Source organism: Haloplanus sp. C73, from assembly GCF_051195115.1.
Lineage (GTDB): Archaea > Halobacteriota > Halobacteria > Halobacteriales > Haloferacaceae > Haloplanus.
The window spans coordinates 1-17,379 of sequence record NZ_JBNTJZ010000009.1 but is presented as its reverse complement, the minus strand read 5'-3'; the positions used below and the strand labels follow the sequence as shown (position 1 = coordinate 17,379).

Genomic DNA, 17,379 nt, shown 5'->3' with positions numbered 1-17,379 from the left:
TCGCTCCCGGCGGGTGAGATTTTAAGCCTCGCGTCCCAAACGTGGAGTTATGGGAATACTCTCGCGGGCCTCCTACGTCGTTCGGTCGAAGCTCAACGCCCTCCTGAACAGAGCCGAGGACCCCACCGAGACGCTCGATTACTCCTACGAGCGGATGCGCGACGAACTCCAGCAGGTCAAACAGGGGATTGCCGACCTGACGACCCAGAAGAAGCGACTGGAGATTCAGAAGCGGCGACTGGAGGAGAACGTCGAGAAACACAACGAGCAGGCGCGCGAGGCGGTGCGGCAGGACCGCGAGGACTTGGCTCGGCGGGCGCTGGAGAAGAAAAAAGAGAAGATGAGCCAAATCGACGAACTCGAAGAGCAGATTGCCGACCTCCAGTCGACGCAGGATGACCTCGTCGAGAAGAAAAACGAGCTGCAACAGCGCATCGAGCAGTTCCGGACCAAAAAAGAGACCATCAAGGCGCGCCACGAGGCGGCGGAGGCGTCGACGCGCGTCTCCGAGGCCATGAGTGGCGTCGGCGACGAGATGAGCGACGTGGCTCGGGCCATCGAACGCGCCGAGGAGCGCACGGACGACATGGAGGCTCGCGCGGCGGCGATGGACGAACTGCAGGAGACGGGCGCCTTCGACGACGCCCTCTCCGACGAGGACGAAATCGACCGCGAGCTAGAGGCCGGTCGGACCCAGACCGAAGTCGACGCGGAACTCGAGACGCTCAAAGCCGAGTTGGGCGAGGGGGAGAGCGAGACGTCGAGCGACGACATCGAGGCCGAACTCGACGAACTCCGCGAGGAGAGCGACGAGGAGTCGGCCTGATGGATGACCTCGTCGCCGCCGTCGAGCGGTCGACCGACCCGGAGACACGCGAGGCGTTCGACCGGCGGGTCCGAGCGCAGGCCGAGCGCATTCGCGACGACATTCGCTCGGGTCGGCTCGACACCGACGAGTTCGCCATCGGGATGGAACTGGAGGCGTACGCCGTCGACGCCGCGGACCGCCTCGCGCCCATCCCCGACTCCGTCTTCGAGCGCGGCGGCTGCGGGAAGGAACTCGGCGTCCACAACCTCGAAGTCAACTCCGCGGCGACAGTTTTCGACGCCGCCGGCGTCGCCGAACAGGCAGACCGCATCGAGTCGAGCGTCGACGCGGCGGCGGCCGCCCTCGGTGACGAGGGTCTCGCCCCCGCCCTCGACGCCATGTGGACGATTCCGCCGGCGGGGGGGACTGACGACTACCTCGGCTCGGTCGAGACGCGAGACGGCGTCGTCGTCGCGCAGAACATGCGCCACCACCCTCGCTACGTCGCCCTCGACAACGAGATTCTGGAGCGAAGCGGCGGCGAGATTACGCTCGACGTGCCCGGCGCCTCCCTCGCCTACCGAACCATCCTCGTCGAATCGCTCGCCACGTCGATTCAGCCACATCTCCAGATTCCGTCGGTCGAGGACTTCCCCGACTACTTCAACGCCGCCCTCCGGACGCTCGGGCCCGTCCTCTCGCTGACGAGCAACTCTCCCTTTCTTCCCGCCGACTGCTACGACGACGACGCAGATATCGTCGACGCGACGCCGCACGAACTCCGGATTCCAGTCTTCGAGGAGAGCATCAACGCCGGCGCGCCGCGCGGCGAGGGGAAGGTCCGGTTCCCCGACGACCTCTCGCACGCGACGGACGTGGTCGACCGCGTCGTCGCCGACGAGACGTACGCGCCCGTCCTCGCCGACGACGAGGGGGGCGAGAACTACCGGGCGACGATTCGGGAGTACGACCACAAGCGCGGCGTCCACTGGCGGTGGGTCCGCGGCGTCGTCGGCGGGCAACCCGTCGGCTCCGCGACGCGAGGCGCGTCGCTTCGCATCGAGTATCGCCCGCTCCCGACCCAGCCGACCGTCCGCGACACCGTCTCGGTTCAGATGCTCGTCGTCGGCCTCCTCCGCGGACTGGTCGCCGCCGACCACCCGCTCACCGACCTGCCGTGGACCGACGCCCGCGACTGCTTCTACGACGCCGTCGACCGGGGGCCGGACGCCGACCTCGCGTGGATTACCGCCGACGGCGAGCGCACGGCAGACCCCGAGGCGGTGTACGACGAACTGTTCCGGTTCGCGCGACGGGGCCTCCGAGACGCGGGCCTCGACGACGAGATTATCGACGCCTATCTCTCTCCGGTCGAGCGCCGACGCGACGGTACCGTCCCGAGCGCGTGGAAGAAAGCGCGGGTTCGGGAGGCTCTTACCGACGGCGCGACGCTCCCCGAGGCTATCGATCGGATGCAGCGCGCGTATCTCGACCGGGCCGGCGGCGAGACGGTCGTCGCCGACTGGTAGCTACGCGGGACGCACGCCCGTCCCCGGTCGCTCGGGGAGTGAGAGGTCCCCGCCCTCGTAGCTTGGCCCGTCGTAGGGGTCCTCGGCGAGCAAGAGCGCGCCGTCGAGGTCGGCGTAGTCCGCGAGGGGCGCGAGATGGCAGGCGGCGGCGAGCGAGGCGGTCGACTCGACCATACAGCCGACCATCACCTCCAGTCCGTGGGCGCGGGCGGCGTGGACCATCCGCACCGCCTCGCGGACGCCGCCACATTTCATGAGCTTCAGGTTCACGATGTCGACCCGGTCGGCCACCCGCGCGACGTCTGGAAGCGTGACACAGGACTCGTCGGCGGCGATGGGGAGGGCGCTTCGCTCGGTGACGCGGCGGAGCCCCTCGTGGTTCTCGGCGGGGACGGGTTGCTCGACGAACTCGACGCCGCAGTCGGCCAGCCACTCGGCGTTTCGAATCGCTTCGGCGGGCGTCCACGCCTCGTTCGCGTCGACGCGAAGCGTCGCGTCGGGGGCGGCGTCCCGGACCGCCTCGACGCGCTCCCGGTCGCGTTCCGTCCCCAGTTTCACCTTGAGGACGTCGTAGCCCGCTTGCACCGCCGCCGCGGCGGCCTCGCCCATCGCCGCTGGGTCGTCGATGGCGACGGTGTAGGAGGTTGGCGGTGCGCGCTCGGCGTCGAGGCCGAGATGGCGGTAGAGCGGGACCCCGAGGCGTCGCGTCGCGAGGTCGTGACACGCGACGCTCACCGCCGCTCGGGCCGCCGGGTTGTCCCGGACGACATCGGCCATCTCGCGCTCGATTCGGCCGATGGCGAGCGGGTCGTCGACGGCTTCGACCGCGTCGAGCAGGTCGGGTAGGACCGCACACACCGTGTCGGGCGTCTCGCCGTAGTGTGGGTCGGGCGCTGCGGCGCCGATACCCGTCTGCCCCGCGTCGTCGCGCACGCGGACGACGACGGTTTCGATTGTCGTTTTCGACCCGCGGGAGATGGTGAAGGCGCCGTCGATGGGGAGGCGTTGGCGCTCGAACTCGGTGTGTATCATAGCGCGTCCAGAATCTCGCTAACGCCGAAGCGGACGGGGTCGGTCGCCGGCCTGCCGATGGCGTCGGCGTAGTCGTCGACGGCCGCCTCGGCGGCCGCCTCGGAGTCCTGCGCGCGGGTGTCGAGCGCGCCCGCGACCACCGACGCCGGCGCGACCGACTCGCTTAGGTCCTCGTAGAGGTCGACGTAGGTTTCGACCGGCGGGATGGGAAAGTCCTCGTAGCCGTGGATGGCCTCCCGGCCGGCGCTGTGGGTGAGAACGAGCGAATCCGGCATTGCGCCGTGGAGCAGGCTACAGGTTACCCCCGAGTACGCCGGATGGACGATGGTGCCCTGTCCCTCGACGAAGAGGACGTCGTGGTCCTCGGCGGCGTCGAGAATCATGCGCTCGACGGCGCCCGCGGCGAAGTCGGAGATAACGCGGTCGACGGGGATGCCCCAGCCGGCAATCATGATACCCGTCTGGCCCGTGGGGACGAAGCCGGCGTCGATGCCGCGTTCGCGGGCGGCCGCGACGAGTTCGAGCGTCGTCGTCATCTTGCCCGTCGAGCAGTCGGTGCCGACGGTCAACACCACGTCGGCGTCGGCGTCGCGGGCGCGGCCCTCGCTCACCGTGAGGTCGTCCGGTGGGCGGCGGACGTCGACTAGGTCGACGCCGTGGTCGTCAGCGAGCGCCGCGAACTCCGCGTCGTCAGCGAGGAAGTAGTGCAGGCCGGCGACGACGTCACAGCCGGCTTCGATGGCCGCCCGAACGTCGCCCCGCCACGACTCGTCGAAGCCGCCGCCGATGGGGGCGATGCCGACGAGGAGGGCGTCGGGGTCGGCCACGGCCAGCGCTTCGGTCATGTCGGCGACGATGGGGGCGTCCGAGACGCCGGGCAGGTGGTCGGCGACGGTGTCGCCGGCGTGGTCCCGGTCGAGCACCGCCGCCACGTCGTAGTCCGCGTATCGGAGGACGCCGACGGCGGTCTTCGCCCGGTTCGGGAACCGCTCGTGGGCGAGGACGACCACCTCGTCGTCCGGGTCGAGTGACGTCGACATACCTACGTACTGGCCCGTGTGACGAATTAACTTCCCGGTTGACCCGCGCGCTTTTCCGCGTCTCTACCCTACGCGGGGCATGGCCGTCTACCAACGCCGGACGCGCGTCGCCGCACCCCTCGATGCGGTGTGGGACTTTCACTCGCAGGTGAGCGGGCTGGAGGCGCTGACGCCCGACTGGATGCATCTCCGTGTCGAGTCGGTCGTCGGCCCGGACGGTGACCCCGACCCCGAGGTGTTGGAAGCGGGGTCGCGCATCGAGGCGTCGGTCCGACCCTTCGACGTCGGCCCGCGACAGCGGTGGACCTCGCTCATCACCGACCGGGAGCGCGACGACGCGACCGCCTACTTCCGCGACAGCATGGAGGGCGGGCCGTTCGCGCGCTGGGAGCACACGCACCGCTTTTTCGCCGACGGCGAGGAGACCATCGTCGACGACCGGGTGTCGTACGCCCTCCCGCTCGGTCCCCTCGACGACGCCATCGCTCCGCTCGCGAAGGTGGGACTCGACCCCATGTTCCGGTATCGACACCGGCAGACGCGGAACCTGCTGGAATCGCCTGAACGGTTTTGAGGCCGGCGGCCCAACCCTCGCCCATGGACGTCGTCGATATGGACCACGTCGCGCTCCGCGTCAGCGACGTCGACCGCGCGCTCGAATTCTACCACGACCTGCTCGGACTCCCGGTCCGTGACCGCGACCGGTTCGAGGCGGGCGAGGTGCCCTTCGTCGCCGTCGTCGCCGGCGGCCGCCACCTCCATCTCGTCCCCAGCGACGACCCTATCGACGTCGGCGGCGAACACGTCTGTCTTCTCGTCCGGTCGGACGGGACCGGGACGCGCGCGGAAATCGACGCGCTTCTCGAAGACCTGCGCGAGGCGGGCGTCGAGGTAGAGACCGGCGAACCGCGCGAGCGCTACGGCGCCTACGGCCGGGACTGGGCGGCGTACGTCCGCGACCCCGACGGCCGCCGAGTCGAACTCAAACTTCATTAGCGGGTCTGTGCTGGCTGTTCTCGCCCTCGCCAGCCGAGCCGCCGGGGTTACTGAAGAATAATTCTCTTCGAAGATCGATATAGGAAAATATTCAGCATCATTTACGTATCTGGAGATATACGATTGCTCCAATGATGCGTTCGGTACGCGATTGGCTGTGGGTAGTCGGGTTTGCAATACTGATTACGTTCTCGATTCCGTGGTTCCTCTGGGGGTCGTCGCGGGTGGTCGCCGGCCTGCCCGTCTGGCTCTGGTGGCACGTTGGGTGGATGGTCGTCGCCTCGCTCACCTTCGCCCTGTTCGCCCGCACGGACTGGGACCGGCTGATGGGCGTCGACGGCGTCGGGGGTGATTCATGACGCTCCAACCGCTCGGCATCGTCGTCGCCTACCTCCTGTTGACCCTCGGCATCGGGGCCATCGCCTACCGTGTCGGCGACAACGACGCCGAGGACTTCTATCTCGCCAGCCGGACGCTCGGAACGCTCGTCCTCCTTTTCACCACCTTCGCGACCCTGCTGTCGGCGTTTACCTTCTTCGGCGGGCCGAACCTCGCGTACAGTGCCGGCCCCGAGTGGATTCTCGTGATGGGCGTGATGGACGGCGTCCTCTTTGCCATCCTCTGGTATCTCATCGGCTACCGGCAGTGGCTCATCGGCCGCGCCAACGACTACGTCACGCTCGGCGAGATGCTCGGCGACCGCTTTGCCTCGCCGCTTCTCCGGGCGTTGGTCGCCGGCGTCAGCCTCCTCTGGCTGTTTCCCTACGTCATGCTCCAGCAGATGGGCGCCGGCGAGGCGCTCCGCGGCCTGACCGCCGGCGCCGTCCCCTACTGGGGCGGCGCGGCGCTCATCACCCTGTTCATGATAGTGTACGTGATGCTCTCGGGGCTTCGGGGCGTCGCGTGGACCGACACGGTGCAGGGGCTGTTCATGCTCTCTGTCCTCTGGGTCGCGGTGGTCTGGGTCGTCAGCGCTCTCGGCGGTGTCGGCGCCGCCACCGAGGGGATGATTGCGGCCAACCCCGACTTCGCCGCGCTCGGCGGCGGGATTTACACCCCGCAGTTCATCATCTCCAGCGCCGTCACCATCGCCTTCGGCGTCACCATGTTCCCCCAGATTAACCAGCGATTCTTCGTCGCGAAGTCGGCGACGGTGCTGAAGCGGTCGTTCGCGCTCTGGCCCGTCCTCGTCCTCCTGCTGTTCGTCCCCGCATTCTTGCTGGGGGCGTGGGCCGCCGGCCTCCCCATCGAGGTGCCCGAGGGCGCGAACGTCCTCTCGGTTCTCCTCGCGGAGTACACACCGACGTGGTTCGCGGCGCTCGTCGTCGCCGGCGCCATGGCCGCGATGATGTCTTCCTCCGACTCGATGCTTCTCTCGGGGTCGTCGTATTTCACCCGTGACCTCTACCGCCCGCTCGTCGACCCCGACGTGACCGAGGCCCGCGAGGCGTGGATAGCGCGCATCGGCGTCGCCGTCTTCGCCACGCTCTCTTTCCTCGCTAGCCTCACCCGCCCCGGCACGCTCATCGAAGTCGGCGACACCGCGTTCTCCGGGTTCGCCCTACTCGCCCCGCCCGTCATGATTGCGCTCTACTGGGAGGCGACGACCCGCGACGGGATGCTCGCCGGCATCGCCGTGCCGCAGGTGCTCTATCTTCTCCACGTGCTGATTCCGGCCGTCACCGTCAGCGTCGGCGGCACGACCGTCGCCCTCCTCGCCCGGTCCTACGGCGGCTGGGACGTCGCCCTCGCGTTCATGGCACTCGGGGCTGTCCTCACCGTTGGCGTCTCCGTCGCCTCCTCGCCAACCTTCGGCGAGGACGCCTCTCGGTTCGCCGTCGACTGACCCGTCTCCGGAACACCTACCTGTACCCCACGGTATCACTCCCCTATGAGCGAGATTCTCGACGAGGAGACGACCGCGAAAATCATCAAGAACATCCGCGCGAACGACCAGCCCAGCCCGCACTTTCAGGCCACGATGATAAACTTCGTCTGGTCGCTCCACCAGAGCGACGGCGGCCTCGACGAAATCGACCTCGACGAGGAGGAGATGCACGAGATGCTGAATCAACTCCCGACCAACCCCGAACTCGAACTCTCCTACATGGAGTAGCCGGTGCTTCCGGTCGATTGGAACGAAAGCCGGGATTTTTCAGTGCGACCGGTGGAAATCCAGCTATGTCTACCGGTTCGCACGGGGCCGAGATGACCGACGAACAGATTGCCGAGTTCCTCTCTCGGCAGGGCCACGGCGTACTCTCCTTCGGCGGCGACCGACCCTACAGTCTCCCCATCTCCTTCGGCTACGACGTCGCCGACAACCGCTGTATCTTCCAGTTGGTCCACGACGGCGACAGCGAGAAACGCGCCCGCCTCGGCGAATCGACGCCGGTCTCCCTCGTCGCCTACGACTGGCACACGCCCCACGACTGGCAGAGCGTCGTCGTCACCGGGCGGCTCCGTCCCATCGACGACGATTCACCCGAGGCCATCGCCGCCGCGGACGTCTTCGCCGAACACGCCTCTGCCATCGGCTTGAGCGTCTTCTCGAAACCGCTCGACGAACTCGAAACGCGTTGGTCGTCGCTCTCTATCGACGAGATGTCCGGCTACCGCTCGCCGCGTCTCGACGCCTGACCCCGCTACTCGCGATACTCCGGGCCCCACGGATTGCCACACCGCGGGCAGTAACTGGGCGCGGCGGCGACGTCGTCGTATCGCTTCGCCCGACCACAGCTATCACACGACAGCGTTCGCGCCATCCCTTTCTGAGACGTGTTGGATGACTGTTAGTCCTTCGGGCCTCGGACCGGATGCTATCGGACCCAAACCACTACGTTCCGAGGGGACGAGAGCCGCCGTATGGACGTTGCCGTCGTGCAGGGCGACATTACGGACCAGCGAGCGGATGCCGTGGTGAACGCCGCGAACACCGACCTCCAGATGGGCGGCGGCGTCGCGGGCGCGCTCCGCGACGCGGCGGGGGAAGCCATCCAGCGCGAGGCGTCTCGAAAATCCCCTATCGGACTGGGCGAAGCCGTCGAAACCGGCGGCTACGACCTCAACGCCGAGTACGTCGTCCACGCCGCGACGATGGAACTCGGCGGCGGCGCGAGCGAAGCCACCATCCGAAACGCGACGCGGAACGCACTCGCCAGAGCCGACGCCCTCGACTGCGAGTCGATAGTCCTGCCGGCGCTCGGCTGTGGGATTGCCGGCGTCGACCTCGACGAGGGAGCGCACTACATCTTCGAGGAGATACTCGATTTCGACCCCGAGTCCCTGACCGACGTTCGGGTCATCGGCTACGGTGACGACGCCGTCCGGACGCTGCGACGGGTCGCCGACGACGTGCGCGAGCGCGGTGGTCAGTAGTGCTCGATGACTACTGGGAACCGACCAAGCGAATCCTGATTCTACTGTCGTTTATCAGCGGGATTTCTTTCGGGCTATTTCTGATTCTCACACCCGTTCTCGGTGGCTTGACCCCGTTCGACGGACTCGAATGGACTGGCGTCGGTATTCTCTGGATTCTCTCGACGTTCTGGGAGTTCTCTCGGATGTGACTGGCGGCGCTATCGACTGTGATTCGGGAGGTGAGAAAGTCGACTGGCTCTAATACGTCTCGATGTCGACCCCGAACGCTTCGAAGTCGTCGACGTTCCGCGTGAGAACGGGCTCGCCTTCCACTTCGCCGGTAGCTCCGATAGCGGCATCGCCTTTGTTTTTCTTCAGTTTTGAGGTGTTTCCCTCCCCGATCCGTCTCCCGGCGAGTCGGGAGATTTCGTCAGTCATCGGAACGAAGGGGTGCGGTTGTAGCACCTCTCGCACCTTCCGTTCCTCGTCGTCGGTCATCTCCGCTCCGACGCCGATGTAGAGTTCCAGTACCGCCATCGCGGGTATCTTGACCGGGATACCCCCTGCTTCGAGTTCGCGGAGCTTCTGCCGAGCACCAGCGTCCCGCTTCATCAGGTCGATGAGGAAGTCAGTGTCGGCTATCATTCGAACTGGTCGAGCACTTCGTCGACTTCGCGGGCGTCGGCCTCGTTGGCCTCCTCGATTGCAGCTTCCATCCGCTCGACCCGGTCCTCTTCGTCGAGCACGTCCCCCAGTTCGGCAAGCGAGCGGCCACCCATCAGCCGCTCGACGGCCTCCGAAAACGTCTCGTCATCCCGCTTGTTCTCCCGAAGACGTTCGTAGACGTCGTCGTCCAAGCGGATGGTTTTGGTTCCCATGTATACGAAGTATACTTCGAGCTACTTAGAGGAAGGGTTTACCCGAACCCCGCCCGATAGTCCTCGTCGTCGTAGGTGACGATGATACGGTCGGTTTCTTGGGAGTACCGAGCAATTGGTCGGTCGTCAGTTCCCTTCCCGAGTTCGGTCGCGAAGTCGATGTGTTCGACATCGTGGCCGTAGCTTTCGAGACGGTGGAGGACCTCGTGCTCGACGTTCTCGTCGAGAATCAGCCGATACGCCATCCGGTTACTCCTCGGGCGGCGTCAGCGTCGACCGACGCTTGGCTTCCTCGACCGCCCGCTCGTGGCGCTCCTCGACCTGCTCCATCTCCTCGGGATTGTTGTGGAAGTAGGCCAGCGCCTCGTACACGTCCGCGACATCGAGGCCGTGACGGTCCGTGACCGTCTCCGGGCGAAGCCCGCGCTCCTCGACGCGCTCGTGGACGTACCGGACGGTAATCCGACTCCCCTCGATATGGGGCTCATCGTGGACCGACGACTCATCGCTCGACACAATCCGGTACGCCCGTCCTCGGTTACAGGCCCGTTCGTTCGTCCGACGTCAAGACCTCCAAAAGAAAGACTACTGGGACGATGCGACAGCAGACGATGCGACCCTCGAAGAACGACTCATAGCAGGCCTTCGGTGGAGTCGAGCGAAGATAGCACGAGCGACCCTCCTGTACGGTGAGAGTCCGTGGCGAGTGATTGTGTGGAGTCTCGGTATCATTCTCTCCTTCGCACTCCTGTATCCGCTTGGTGGATGGATGAAACCGGCGGACGGTGACCCGATTACCTACGCACAGATTGCATCCAATCCTGTCGAGATTCTCAACTCGGTCTACTACTCGACCTTGACCTACACGGCGCTCGGCTTTGGTGACTTCCAGCCCGTTGGCTTTGGCCGACTGTTGACCACTGTCGAGACCGGGCTTGGAGCAGTAATGCTTGCCCTGCTCGTATTCATTCTCGGTCGAAGGGCAGCGAGATAACACGGGAGTGTGTAGGACCAACCCAGAGAATTAACTCGGTTCCAATTGACACATCCGCTATGGTCCAAGATGACTACTGGGAGGACAAAGAGTGGGAAGATAGACAGTGGAGAGATTCGGTTCTGCAGTTTGGGTTACCTGTCGTAATCTATTCTGACAAGGGCAGTACCACTGAAACCGAGGTACTGCTTGCAGATGAGGTGATGCGAATTGACGACGAAGTTGCCGTACAGGTGGGAGACACCGTTGAGTACAAAGATGATGGACGGACCTATCGAATCGAAGAAGAACTTCCACGACCCGACTCAGGATACGCAGCGTACAAAGTGTCTTCAGCGTAGTCTATCGTTGTGACTACCTCACCTGTGCTATTCCGCTGTCTTCTACCCCTCCATACAACCCTATGACAATCGGGCGAGTGCCGCGAAGTTGTTTCCGAGATACGAGTTACACTCGGTGACGACTCTCACAGATCACCGAGCGCATATGTCTATTTGCAGAGCAGGGGTGTTTTCGGAGTCGGAATGTCCTCCTTCTGTGAGGCGAGTTCGTCGTGCTGTATAAAAGAAAACACACCTCTCAAGGTTCACACGTTCGACTGAAGGCAGTACGCGCTATCGGGCCGAAAGTCCCTAGATTCCCCGACACGTTCGGCTATATGCGAACGCACGACGCCGGTCACCTGTTCAACCCAAACACGCCGAGATGGAATCGCACGATTGCGCGGCTCCGCTCGGATCTGAATCGTTCGGCGGGGAAGTCCGCCCTCCCCCATTTTGAACTCGCGGAGACCGTCCGGGCGTGCGGCTCGCTCCGCTCGCCGGTCCGGGCTGTGACTCGTCCGTTCAAATCGGGTCGGTTGGATTGTCACTGCTCACTTCGTTCGCAGGAAAAGTCCGCCCTCCCCGATTTGAAACGCGCGAGACTCCCGCTGGTCGTCTCGCTGTTCCCCGCTCGCTGCGCTCGCGGGGACGGAGGGCAAGCCGATGCTCTGTCGACTCCACATCGACTTCAAGAAAAGTCCGCCCTCCCCGATTTGAACGGGGGGCAAGCCGATCTACAGTCGGCTGCTCTACCAGTCTGAGCTAAGGGCGGGCACATGAACGTAATCGGCAGACTGGACTTAAGCATTCTCATTCGTCCGGGCAATCCGAACCCTTTCGTCGGCCCCCCGCCATCGACGCGGCATGGACGAGGAGCGACAGGCCACCTTCGGGCCGGACGGCGAACTGGAGACGGAGGCGCCGGAGGCGACCGGCACCAACGACTTCGGCGAGGAGACGGGTGCCGACGAGACGGACGGCGGGTTCAACCGCTACGCCGTCGTCAGCCTCCTCCAGAAGGCAATCCGCCGCGGCGACGAGGAGGTGTCGGCGTGGTGTGCGTGGGAACTCGCCCGCTCCGGATTCGGGTGGAACCTCTGGGACCGACTCAACACGTTCGTCGTCGAGGACCTCAAAGCCGACGCGCAGGTGGCCCTACTCGTCGGCCGCTACGAGGAGTTGGCTGAGGATTGGGATATGGACTCCCGACGGGGGCAGATGGCCGCCGTGCAGGCGGCGCTCGTCGTCGCCCGCGCCCGCGCCGCCCGCGAGGGCGCCAACGCGGTCAACGCCTTCCACGCCATCGCGAAGCGACGCGCCGAGGCGAAGCAGGCGGGCGACGACCCGGCACACACCTTCCCCGTCACCGCCGAGGACCTCTCCGCCGGCGGCGAGTACGACGTCGCGCTCGACGGTCACACGGGCGAGGGCGCGCGACTGAATCGGAGTTCGCCCTTCTTCCGCGTCCACGGCGCGCGCGTCGGGCCGGAGGGCGAAACCGAGCCCAGCGCCCGGTGGAAACGCCTCTATCTGGCGCTGGACGAGTACGACTACACCGAGGCGGAAATCGCTCACGCGCTCGACGCCGTCGACGCCGACGACCCGTGGGCCGAACCCGACTTCGACGACTCTCCTTAGTCCCAGAGCGCGTACATGTCGTCCCGGATGGGCTCGGTGTATCGCTCGCCGCCGATATCGACGCCGGCGTCGCCGGCTTCGACGCGGCCGATGACGGTGGCATCGACGCCCGCCTCGTCGAGTGCGTCGAGCGCCGACGCAGTCTCGTCCTCGGCGACCGTCGCCAGCAAGGCCCCCGAACCCAGAACCCGAAGCGGGTCGACGCCGACGGCCGCACACACCGCGCGCGTCTCCGGGCGGACGTGTATCGCCTCTCGGTCGACATCCAGCGTCGCCTCGGCGGCCAGCGCCATCTCGATGAGTCCCTCCAGAACCCCGCCCTCGGTTGGGTCGTGCATCGCGGTTGCGACGGGGGCGAGCGCGGCCGCCTCGGGGAGTACGCTGAGGTCGTCGAACGCCGCCGTCGCTCGCTCCACGTCGTCGTCGGGGAGGTCGAGTCGGTCGCGGAAGTCCGTCGCGATGACGCCCGTCGCCTCGATGCCCGCGCCCTTCGTGAGGAGGATTCGGTCACCGGGCGTCGCGCCGCCGGTCGAGACGTAGCGGTCGGCGACGCCGAAGCAAGTGAGCGAGCAGAGCGGGCGGTCGAGCCCCGCGACGACTTCGGTGTGGCCGCCCGCGATACTCAGGCCGAGGCGGTCGGCTTCCGTATCGAGTTGGTCGGTGATGGTGTCGAGAACGGCCGTGTCGGCGTCGGGCAGGAGGAGGGTGCTGAGGAGAAACTCGGGTCGGCCGCCCGAGGCGGCCACGTCGTTCGAGGCGACGTCGACGGCGAGTTGGCCGATGCGCTCCGCCGCGAGCGAGATGGGGTCGGTGCTGACGACGAGCGTTTGTTCGCCCACTCGGACCGCCGCCGCGTCCTCGCCGAACGCGGGGCCGGCGAGCAGGTTCGAACTCGGGGCGCCGGTCCGCGCGAGGACGAACTCCGACAACACCGCCGGGTCGAGTTTGCCGGTCATGGCGCCCGCTATGTCGCCCCCGCTCATGTGCCTTCCCGTCGATTATCCCGACCCTACAAGCCCCCGCGGCCGGTATGGCTGGCTATGCTCCTGACACCCGGTCCCACGGCGCTCCCGCCGTCGGTCAGGGAGGCGATGAGCGAGGAACTGATTAATCCCGACGTCGACCCGGAGTTCGCCGAGCGATACGACGCCCTCCTCGACAAACTGGGTCAGGCGTTCGACACCGACGACGAGATGGTCGTCATGGGCGGCGAGGGCATCCTCGGACTGGAGGCGGCCATCGCCTCTACCGTTTCCCCCGGCGACCACGTGGTCTGTCTCTCGAACGGGCCGTACGGCGACGGCTTCGCCGACTTCGTGGAGAGCTACGGCGGCGAAGCGACCGTCGTCGGCGCCGACTACGACGACGCACTTCCCATCGACGAGTTGGAGCGAACGCTCGCCGACACCGACGCCGACCTCGCGACGATGGTCCACTGCGAGACGCCGACGGGAACGCTCAACGACCTCGGCCCCGCGCTCGACCTGTTCGAGGCCCACGACGTCCTGACCGTCGTCGACGCCGTCTCGTCGCTCGGGGGAACGCCCGTCCCCACCGACCGCATCGACATCGCGCTCGGCGCGTCACAGAAGTGTTTCAGCGCGCCGCCCGGACTCGCCGTCTGTTCCGTGAGCGACGCGGCGTGGGAGCGCATCGAGGCTCGCGACCCCGACTCGCTGTACACCAATCTCCTCCCGTGGCACGAGGCCGAGCAACCCTACCCCTACACTCATCTGACGACGCTCGTGGTTGCACTCGACCGAGCGCTGGATTTGATTCTCGACGAAGGCCTCGACGCCGTCTACGACCGCCACCGCGAGGCGGCCGAGCGCTGTCGAGCACGAGGGCGCGAGTTGGGACTCGACCTCTATCCCGCTCCCGAACGAAGTTCGCCGACCGTCACCGCGTTCTCGGTGCCGGGGCAGGCGACCGAGTTACAGGCTCGCCTCCGAGAGGACCACGACGTGACGCTCGCGACTGGGCTTGGTGACCTCGCGGACGACGTGCTCCGGGTCGGGCACATGGGGTACAACGCCGACGTCGGGCGAGTCGAGCGAGCGATGGACGCGCTGGCCGACGCTCTCTAATCCGTTCCCTGCTCGGTCACGCGAATGCCTTTCTCCGCGAGGTGGCGCATCTGTCGCTGGGCGAAATCCTCCTCTCGCGTCCCGCGCGTCGCCAAGACGTACACGGTCGCGCTCCCGGTGGGGCGCATCGTCCGCCCGGCGCGCTGGGCGCCCTGCCGACGCGACCCGCCGAGGCCCGAGGCGACGATGGCGAGTTCGGCGTTCGGCAGGTCGATGCCCTCGTCGCCGACGCGGGAAACGACGAGCGTTCGGCGCTCGCCTTCGCGGAACTCGCGGAACAGGCGGTCCCGCTCGTGATGCGGTGTCTCTCCGCTGATGAAGGGGACGTCGAGGGCGTTCGAGATATCCCGTCCTTGGTCGAGCCAGTCGACGAAGACCAGCGCCTTCGCCGTCGGATGATCGGCGAGGAGATGCCGGATTTCGTCGACCTTCGCGGGGTTTTCGGCGGCGATGCGATGTTTCTTGCGCGGGTCCGCGCTCGCGTACGCGTTCCGTTCCTCGTCGTTCGCCCACGGGAGATACCGAATCTCGACTTCGGGCTCTTGGACGTAGCCCGCGTCGAAGAGTGCGTCCCAGTCGGTGCCGATTGGCGGGCCGACCAACGTGTAGATGTCCGTCTCTCGGTCGTCTTCGCGGACGGGCGTCGCCGAGAGACCGAGTCGGTGCTTGCTCTGGAGGTCCGCGCTCCGGCGATACACCTCGCTCGGAATGTGATGTACTTCGTCGTAGATTATCAGCCCCCACTCGCGCCGGTCGAAGAGCGCGCGGTGGCGGTCCATCCCCGCGACCTGATAGGTGGCGATGGTCACGGGTTCGATGTCTTTCTGGCCGCCGTGGTACTCACCGATTTGCTCGGGCGAGAGCGTGGTGTGTTCGAGGAGTTCCGTCCGCCACTGTCCCGCGAGTTCGCGGCTGGGGACGAGAATCAGCGTCTCCCCGCCCACGGCAGTCAGCGTACCGATGGCGGCGACAGTCTTTCCACTCCCCGAGGGGCCGACGAATACACCGGCTCGCTGGTCGAGAAAGCGGTCGACCCAATCCTGCTGGTAGTCCCGGAGCGTGGTCGTCAACTCGATGTCGAGGGGGTCGCCGGTTTCGAGGGTTCGGTCGTCGACGACGGGGTAGCCCGCCTCGTAGAGGATGCGCTTGATTGCCGCCTCGCTCCCCTCGACCACCCAGCTCTCGGTGTCGCTGATGGGGGCGTGGAGATGCTCCTCGTCGAGTTTCTGTCGGGCGACGTTGCCCATCAGGCTCTCGCTCGCCGCCTCCAGCACCGTGTAGCCGTCCTCGTGGGTGGTGAGCGTGAACTGGCGCGCGCGAGTCCACTGGCGCTCTATCCACTCCTCCAGATGCGGCGAGCGGCGCGGGAGGACCGACCGAAGCGTCTGGAGGAGGTCACCCAGTTCCTCGAACGGCGCGGCCCAGATGTCCTCCTGTCTGATGCGATAGAGATAGCCCTTGGTGCCGGAGGTGTCGACCAGATGCGCCACCTGCGAGAGTTTCGCGCGCGTGAACTGGCTCGGCTGGTCGACGACGAGTTCGCGGCGTTCGGGAAAGAGGACGACGCGCTCACGGTCGGCGAGCCGTCCCCACTCGGTCGGATACCAGACGACGGGGTCGGACTCGACATCGAGGCGCTCTACCGCGTCCTCGGCGACCAGTTCGTCCAGAGCGTCGCTGGCGGCGGCCTGCGAACAGCCGACTCGGCGGGCAATCTGTTGGGCGGTCGCGACGGGGCGACCTTCGTCCTGTAGTGCATCGAGAAACGATTCCAAGGTGACGGCCTCCGCGCTGCCGTCGACGGACTCGTCGGTCATCGACTGTCGTACGTCCCGAACGGAGAAACGCGTTCCGACCTAGCCGAGCAGACCGAGGTCGTCGATGCGCTCGACGATGACGCTGACTGCCTCGGCGGCGTCGGCGGTCCGCTTCCCGCCCGTGATGACGATTTTGCCGCTGCCGAACAGCAGAATGACGACGTCCGGGTCGTCCATGCGGTAGACGAGGCCGGGGAACTGTTCGGGTTCGTACTCCACGTCCTCCAGACCGAGGCCGATGGCGAGGGCGTTGAGGTTGAGCGTGTGGCCGAGGTCCGCGCTGGAGACGATGTTCTGGACCGTGATTTCGGGGTCCTCCTCGACCGGGATGTTGAGGTCACGGAGCTTCTGGAAGATGATTCCGAGCGCTTCGTGGACGTCGTCAATGCTCTTTGCGCCCGTGCACACTATCTTTCCGGACCGGAAGATAAGCGCCGCCGCCTTCGGCTCCTGCGTCCGATAGACCAACCCGGGGAAGTTGTCGGGGTTGAAATCGGCTCCGGGGAGGTCCTCCGCGAGCGCTTCGAGGTCGAGTTCCTGTCCGATGCCGGTCGACGCCACCACGTTCTGAATCTCTATCGAATCTGCCGGGTCACTCATCGTATAAGCCCATTTGGTGGCCCCATCCTTATAAACCACCCCGGAGACGGGCCGCCGGCCGTCTCTCGCGGTCGGAACGTGGCGTATTTCACCCCCTCGTGAGCACCGTTCACACGACAGGCATCACCACGCAAATATCAACCCGTCTGCCGATTTCAGCGTAAACCAACGGGGTTAAGTATTCACCTCCATTCGAATGGAATGCGAAGCGCGGTGAGGGCGGACGGCGCTCTCACCCACCGGACCACACGCTCGATTCGGCGACCCACCACGGCTC

Annotated in this window: 23 protein-coding genes and 1 tRNA gene; 14 read left to right on the top strand and 10 right to left on the bottom strand. The window is 66.1% G+C overall.

What is annotated here, in order from left to right; translation table 11 throughout:
* Nucleotides 1–49: 49 nt before the first annotated feature.
* Nucleotides 50–826, top strand: a complete 777-nt coding sequence (locus ACQUSQ_RS14180; protein ID WP_435070084.1) for a PspA/IM30 family protein — start codon at nucleotides 50–52, stop codon at nucleotides 824–826.
* Complete coding sequence (locus ACQUSQ_RS14175; RefSeq protein ID WP_435070082.1) at nucleotides 826–2,337, top strand: hypothetical protein; 1,512 nt, start codon at nucleotides 826–828, stop codon at nucleotides 2,335–2,337. Before ACQUSQ_RS14180 ends, ACQUSQ_RS14175 begins: the two co-directional genes overlap by 1 nt.
* Here ACQUSQ_RS14175 and ACQUSQ_RS14170 read toward each other — a convergent pair whose 3' ends face one another.
* Entirely contained in the window at nucleotides 2,338–3,369 is a 1,032-nt protein-coding gene (locus ACQUSQ_RS14170) for a dipeptide epimerase (RefSeq protein WP_435070080.1), read from the bottom strand.
* Entirely contained in the window at nucleotides 3,366–4,409 is a 1,044-nt protein-coding gene (locus tag ACQUSQ_RS14165) for a DUF1611 domain-containing protein (RefSeq protein ID WP_435070078.1), read from the bottom strand. Before ACQUSQ_RS14165 ends, ACQUSQ_RS14170 begins: the two co-directional genes overlap by 4 nt.
* 79 nt (nucleotides 4,410–4,488) lie before the next feature.
* On the opposite strand from ACQUSQ_RS14165, the gene ACQUSQ_RS14160 reads away from it, so the two are divergent.
* The 8 genes from ACQUSQ_RS14160 (at nucleotide 4,489) to ACQUSQ_RS14125 (ending at nucleotide 8,974) form a co-directional block, all read left to right on the top strand.
* Nucleotides 4,489–4,983: an SRPBCC family protein gene (locus tag ACQUSQ_RS14160; RefSeq protein WP_435070077.1), complete on the top strand. Its 495-nt coding sequence runs from the start codon at nucleotides 4,489–4,491 to the stop codon at nucleotides 4,981–4,983.
* 23 nt (nucleotides 4,984–5,006) lie between these two features.
* Nucleotides 5,007–5,405 carry a VOC family protein gene (locus tag ACQUSQ_RS14155; RefSeq protein ID WP_435070076.1) on the top strand — a complete coding sequence of 133 codons (399 nt, stop codon included), beginning with the start codon at nucleotides 5,007–5,009 and terminating at the stop codon, nucleotides 5,403–5,405.
* A 131-nt stretch (nucleotides 5,406–5,536) separates the two neighbouring features.
* On the top strand, nucleotides 5,537–5,764 hold the full coding sequence (locus ACQUSQ_RS14150; RefSeq protein WP_435070074.1) for a DUF3311 domain-containing protein: 228 nt from the start codon (nucleotides 5,537–5,539) through the stop codon (nucleotides 5,762–5,764).
* Nucleotides 5,761–7,251, top strand: a complete 1,491-nt coding sequence (locus ACQUSQ_RS14145) for a sodium:solute symporter family protein (RefSeq protein WP_435070072.1) — start codon at nucleotides 5,761–5,763, stop codon at nucleotides 7,249–7,251. The genes ACQUSQ_RS14150 and ACQUSQ_RS14145 overlap by 4 nt, the downstream gene beginning before the upstream one ends.
* Nucleotides 7,252–7,296: 45 nt before the next feature.
* Complete coding sequence (locus tag ACQUSQ_RS14140; protein ID WP_435070070.1) at nucleotides 7,297–7,521, top strand: hypothetical protein; 225 nt, start codon at nucleotides 7,297–7,299, stop codon at nucleotides 7,519–7,521.
* A 65-nt stretch (nucleotides 7,522–7,586) separates the two neighbouring features.
* Nucleotides 7,587–8,045 carry a pyridoxamine 5'-phosphate oxidase family protein gene (locus ACQUSQ_RS14135; protein ID WP_435070069.1) on the top strand — a complete coding sequence of 153 codons (459 nt, stop codon included), beginning with the start codon at nucleotides 7,587–7,589 and terminating at the stop codon, nucleotides 8,043–8,045.
* A gap of 225 nt (nucleotides 8,046–8,270) precedes the next feature.
* A complete protein-coding gene (locus ACQUSQ_RS14130; protein ID WP_435070067.1) occupies nucleotides 8,271–8,783 on the top strand; it encodes a macro domain-containing protein in 513 nt (170 codons plus the stop codon).
* On the top strand, nucleotides 8,783–8,974 hold the full coding sequence (locus tag ACQUSQ_RS14125; RefSeq protein ID WP_435070065.1) for a hypothetical protein: 192 nt from the start codon (nucleotides 8,783–8,785) through the stop codon (nucleotides 8,972–8,974). The genes ACQUSQ_RS14130 and ACQUSQ_RS14125 overlap by 1 nt, the downstream gene beginning before the upstream one ends.
* A gap of 49 nt (nucleotides 8,975–9,023) precedes the next feature.
* Here the strand turns inward: ACQUSQ_RS14125 and ACQUSQ_RS14120 are convergent, their stop codons facing one another.
* From ACQUSQ_RS14120 to ACQUSQ_RS14105, 4 genes are read right to left on the bottom strand one after another with little or no spacing between them, the layout of a single operon-like run.
* Nucleotides 9,024–9,410, bottom strand: a complete 387-nt coding sequence (locus ACQUSQ_RS14120; RefSeq protein ID WP_435070063.1) for a PIN domain-containing protein — start codon at nucleotides 9,408–9,410, stop codon at nucleotides 9,024–9,026.
* On the bottom strand, nucleotides 9,407–9,643 hold the full coding sequence (locus ACQUSQ_RS14115; RefSeq protein WP_435070061.1) for a DUF7557 family protein: 237 nt from the start codon (nucleotides 9,641–9,643) through the stop codon (nucleotides 9,407–9,409). Before ACQUSQ_RS14115 ends, ACQUSQ_RS14120 begins: the two co-directional genes overlap by 4 nt.
* A 38-nt stretch (nucleotides 9,644–9,681) precedes the next feature.
* Entirely contained in the window at nucleotides 9,682–9,888 is a 207-nt protein-coding gene (locus ACQUSQ_RS14110) for a DUF5615 family PIN-like protein (RefSeq protein WP_435070059.1), read from the bottom strand.
* A gap of 4 nt (nucleotides 9,889–9,892) precedes the next feature.
* Nucleotides 9,893–10,159, bottom strand: a complete 267-nt coding sequence (locus tag ACQUSQ_RS14105; RefSeq protein ID WP_435070057.1) for a DUF433 domain-containing protein — start codon at nucleotides 10,157–10,159, stop codon at nucleotides 9,893–9,895.
* A 253-nt stretch (nucleotides 10,160–10,412) separates the two neighbouring features.
* Here ACQUSQ_RS14105 and ACQUSQ_RS14100 point away from each other — a divergent pair, with 253 nt between their 5' ends.
* Both ACQUSQ_RS14100 and ACQUSQ_RS14095 read left to right on the top strand, forming a co-directional pair.
* The gene (locus ACQUSQ_RS14100) at nucleotides 10,413–10,637 is read left to right on the top strand and encodes an ion channel (protein WP_435070055.1); all 225 of its coding nucleotides are present in this window, start codon (nucleotides 10,413–10,415) and stop codon (nucleotides 10,635–10,637) included.
* A 59-nt stretch (nucleotides 10,638–10,696) separates the two neighbouring features.
* The gene (locus ACQUSQ_RS14095; RefSeq protein ID WP_435070054.1) at nucleotides 10,697–10,978 is read left to right on the top strand and encodes a hypothetical protein; all 282 of its coding nucleotides are present in this window, start codon (nucleotides 10,697–10,699) and stop codon (nucleotides 10,976–10,978) included.
* Between the two features lie 680 nt (nucleotides 10,979–11,658).
* On the opposite strand, the gene ACQUSQ_RS14090 is transcribed toward ACQUSQ_RS14095, so the two are convergent.
* Nucleotides 11,659–11,732, bottom strand: a tRNA-Tyr gene (locus ACQUSQ_RS14090).
* Between the two features lie 92 nt (nucleotides 11,733–11,824).
* Between ACQUSQ_RS14090 and ACQUSQ_RS14085 the strand changes: the two genes are divergently transcribed.
* Nucleotides 11,825–12,598, top strand: a complete 774-nt coding sequence (locus ACQUSQ_RS14085; RefSeq protein ID WP_435070052.1) for a hypothetical protein — start codon at nucleotides 11,825–11,827, stop codon at nucleotides 12,596–12,598.
* On the opposite strand, the gene ACQUSQ_RS14080 is transcribed toward ACQUSQ_RS14085, so the two are convergent.
* Complete coding sequence (locus ACQUSQ_RS14080; protein WP_435070051.1) at nucleotides 12,595–13,581, bottom strand: AIR synthase family protein; 987 nt, start codon at nucleotides 13,579–13,581, stop codon at nucleotides 12,595–12,597. The genes ACQUSQ_RS14085 and ACQUSQ_RS14080 overlap by 4 nt on opposite strands.
* A gap of 57 nt (nucleotides 13,582–13,638) precedes the next feature.
* Here ACQUSQ_RS14080 and ACQUSQ_RS14075 point away from each other — a divergent pair, with 57 nt between their 5' ends.
* Nucleotides 13,639–14,685, top strand: coding sequence for a pyridoxal-phosphate-dependent aminotransferase family protein (locus tag ACQUSQ_RS14075; protein ID WP_435070050.1), 1,047 nt, complete (start codon nucleotides 13,639–13,641; stop codon nucleotides 14,683–14,685).
* Here the strand turns inward: ACQUSQ_RS14075 and ACQUSQ_RS14070 are convergent.
* Together ACQUSQ_RS14070 and ACQUSQ_RS14065 are read right to left on the bottom strand one after the other, a co-directional pair.
* The gene (locus ACQUSQ_RS14070) at nucleotides 14,682–16,502 is read right to left on the bottom strand and encodes a DEAD/DEAH box helicase (RefSeq protein ID WP_435070049.1); all 1,821 of its coding nucleotides are present in this window, start codon (nucleotides 16,500–16,502) and stop codon (nucleotides 14,682–14,684) included. The two genes, ACQUSQ_RS14075 and ACQUSQ_RS14070, sit on opposite strands and share 4 nt — an antisense overlap.
* Before the next feature lie 39 nt (nucleotides 16,503–16,541).
* Entirely contained in the window at nucleotides 16,542–17,102 is a 561-nt protein-coding gene (locus ACQUSQ_RS14065; RefSeq protein WP_435070047.1) for a TATA-box-binding protein, read from the bottom strand.
* Nucleotides 17,103–17,379 lie beyond the last annotated feature (277 nt).

Coding starts and splice junctions, on each gene's coding strand:
- ACQUSQ_RS14175 (WP_435070082.1), top strand. CDS start 826: ATGGATGACCTCGTCGCCGCCGTCGAGCGGTCGACCGACCCGGAGACA.
- ACQUSQ_RS14135 (WP_435070069.1), top strand. CDS start 7,587: ATGTCTACCGGTTCGCACGGGGCCGAGATGACCGACGAACAGATTGCC.
- ACQUSQ_RS14145 (WP_435070072.1), top strand. CDS start 5,761: ATGACGCTCCAACCGCTCGGCATCGTCGTCGCCTACCTCCTGTTGACC.
- ACQUSQ_RS14080 (WP_435070051.1), bottom strand. CDS start 13,581: ATGAGCGGGGGCGACATAGCGGGCGCCATGACCGGCAAACTCGACCCG.
- ACQUSQ_RS14180 (WP_435070084.1), top strand. CDS start 50: ATGGGAATACTCTCGCGGGCCTCCTACGTCGTTCGGTCGAAGCTCAAC.
- ACQUSQ_RS14155 (WP_435070076.1), top strand. CDS start 5,007: ATGGACGTCGTCGATATGGACCACGTCGCGCTCCGCGTCAGCGACGTC.
- ACQUSQ_RS14065 (WP_435070047.1), bottom strand. CDS start 17,102: ATGAGTGACCCGGCAGATTCGATAGAGATTCAGAACGTGGTGGCGTCG.
- ACQUSQ_RS14160 (WP_435070077.1), top strand. CDS start 4,489: ATGGCCGTCTACCAACGCCGGACGCGCGTCGCCGCACCCCTCGATGCG.
- ACQUSQ_RS14110 (WP_435070059.1), bottom strand. CDS start 9,888: ATGGCGTATCGGCTGATTCTCGACGAGAACGTCGAGCACGAGGTCCTC.
- ACQUSQ_RS14130 (WP_435070067.1), top strand. CDS start 8,271: ATGGACGTTGCCGTCGTGCAGGGCGACATTACGGACCAGCGAGCGGAT.
- ACQUSQ_RS14070 (WP_435070049.1), bottom strand. CDS start 16,502: ATGACCGACGAGTCCGTCGACGGCAGCGCGGAGGCCGTCACCTTGGAA.
- ACQUSQ_RS14100 (WP_435070055.1), top strand. CDS start 10,413: ATGAAACCGGCGGACGGTGACCCGATTACCTACGCACAGATTGCATCC.
- ACQUSQ_RS14095 (WP_435070054.1), top strand. CDS start 10,697: ATGGTCCAAGATGACTACTGGGAGGACAAAGAGTGGGAAGATAGACAG.
- ACQUSQ_RS14150 (WP_435070074.1), top strand. CDS start 5,537: ATGATGCGTTCGGTACGCGATTGGCTGTGGGTAGTCGGGTTTGCAATA.
- ACQUSQ_RS14085 (WP_435070052.1), top strand. CDS start 11,825: ATGGACGAGGAGCGACAGGCCACCTTCGGGCCGGACGGCGAACTGGAG.
- ACQUSQ_RS14140 (WP_435070070.1), top strand. CDS start 7,297: ATGAGCGAGATTCTCGACGAGGAGACGACCGCGAAAATCATCAAGAAC.
- ACQUSQ_RS14120 (WP_435070063.1), bottom strand. CDS start 9,410: ATGATAGCCGACACTGACTTCCTCATCGACCTGATGAAGCGGGACGCT.
- ACQUSQ_RS14115 (WP_435070061.1), bottom strand. CDS start 9,643: ATGGGAACCAAAACCATCCGCTTGGACGACGACGTCTACGAACGTCTT.
- ACQUSQ_RS14075 (WP_435070050.1), top strand. CDS start 13,639: ATGCTCCTGACACCCGGTCCCACGGCGCTCCCGCCGTCGGTCAGGGAG.
- ACQUSQ_RS14165 (WP_435070078.1), bottom strand. CDS start 4,409: ATGTCGACGTCACTCGACCCGGACGACGAGGTGGTCGTCCTCGCCCAC.
- ACQUSQ_RS14170 (WP_435070080.1), bottom strand. CDS start 3,369: ATGATACACACCGAGTTCGAGCGCCAACGCCTCCCCATCGACGGCGCC.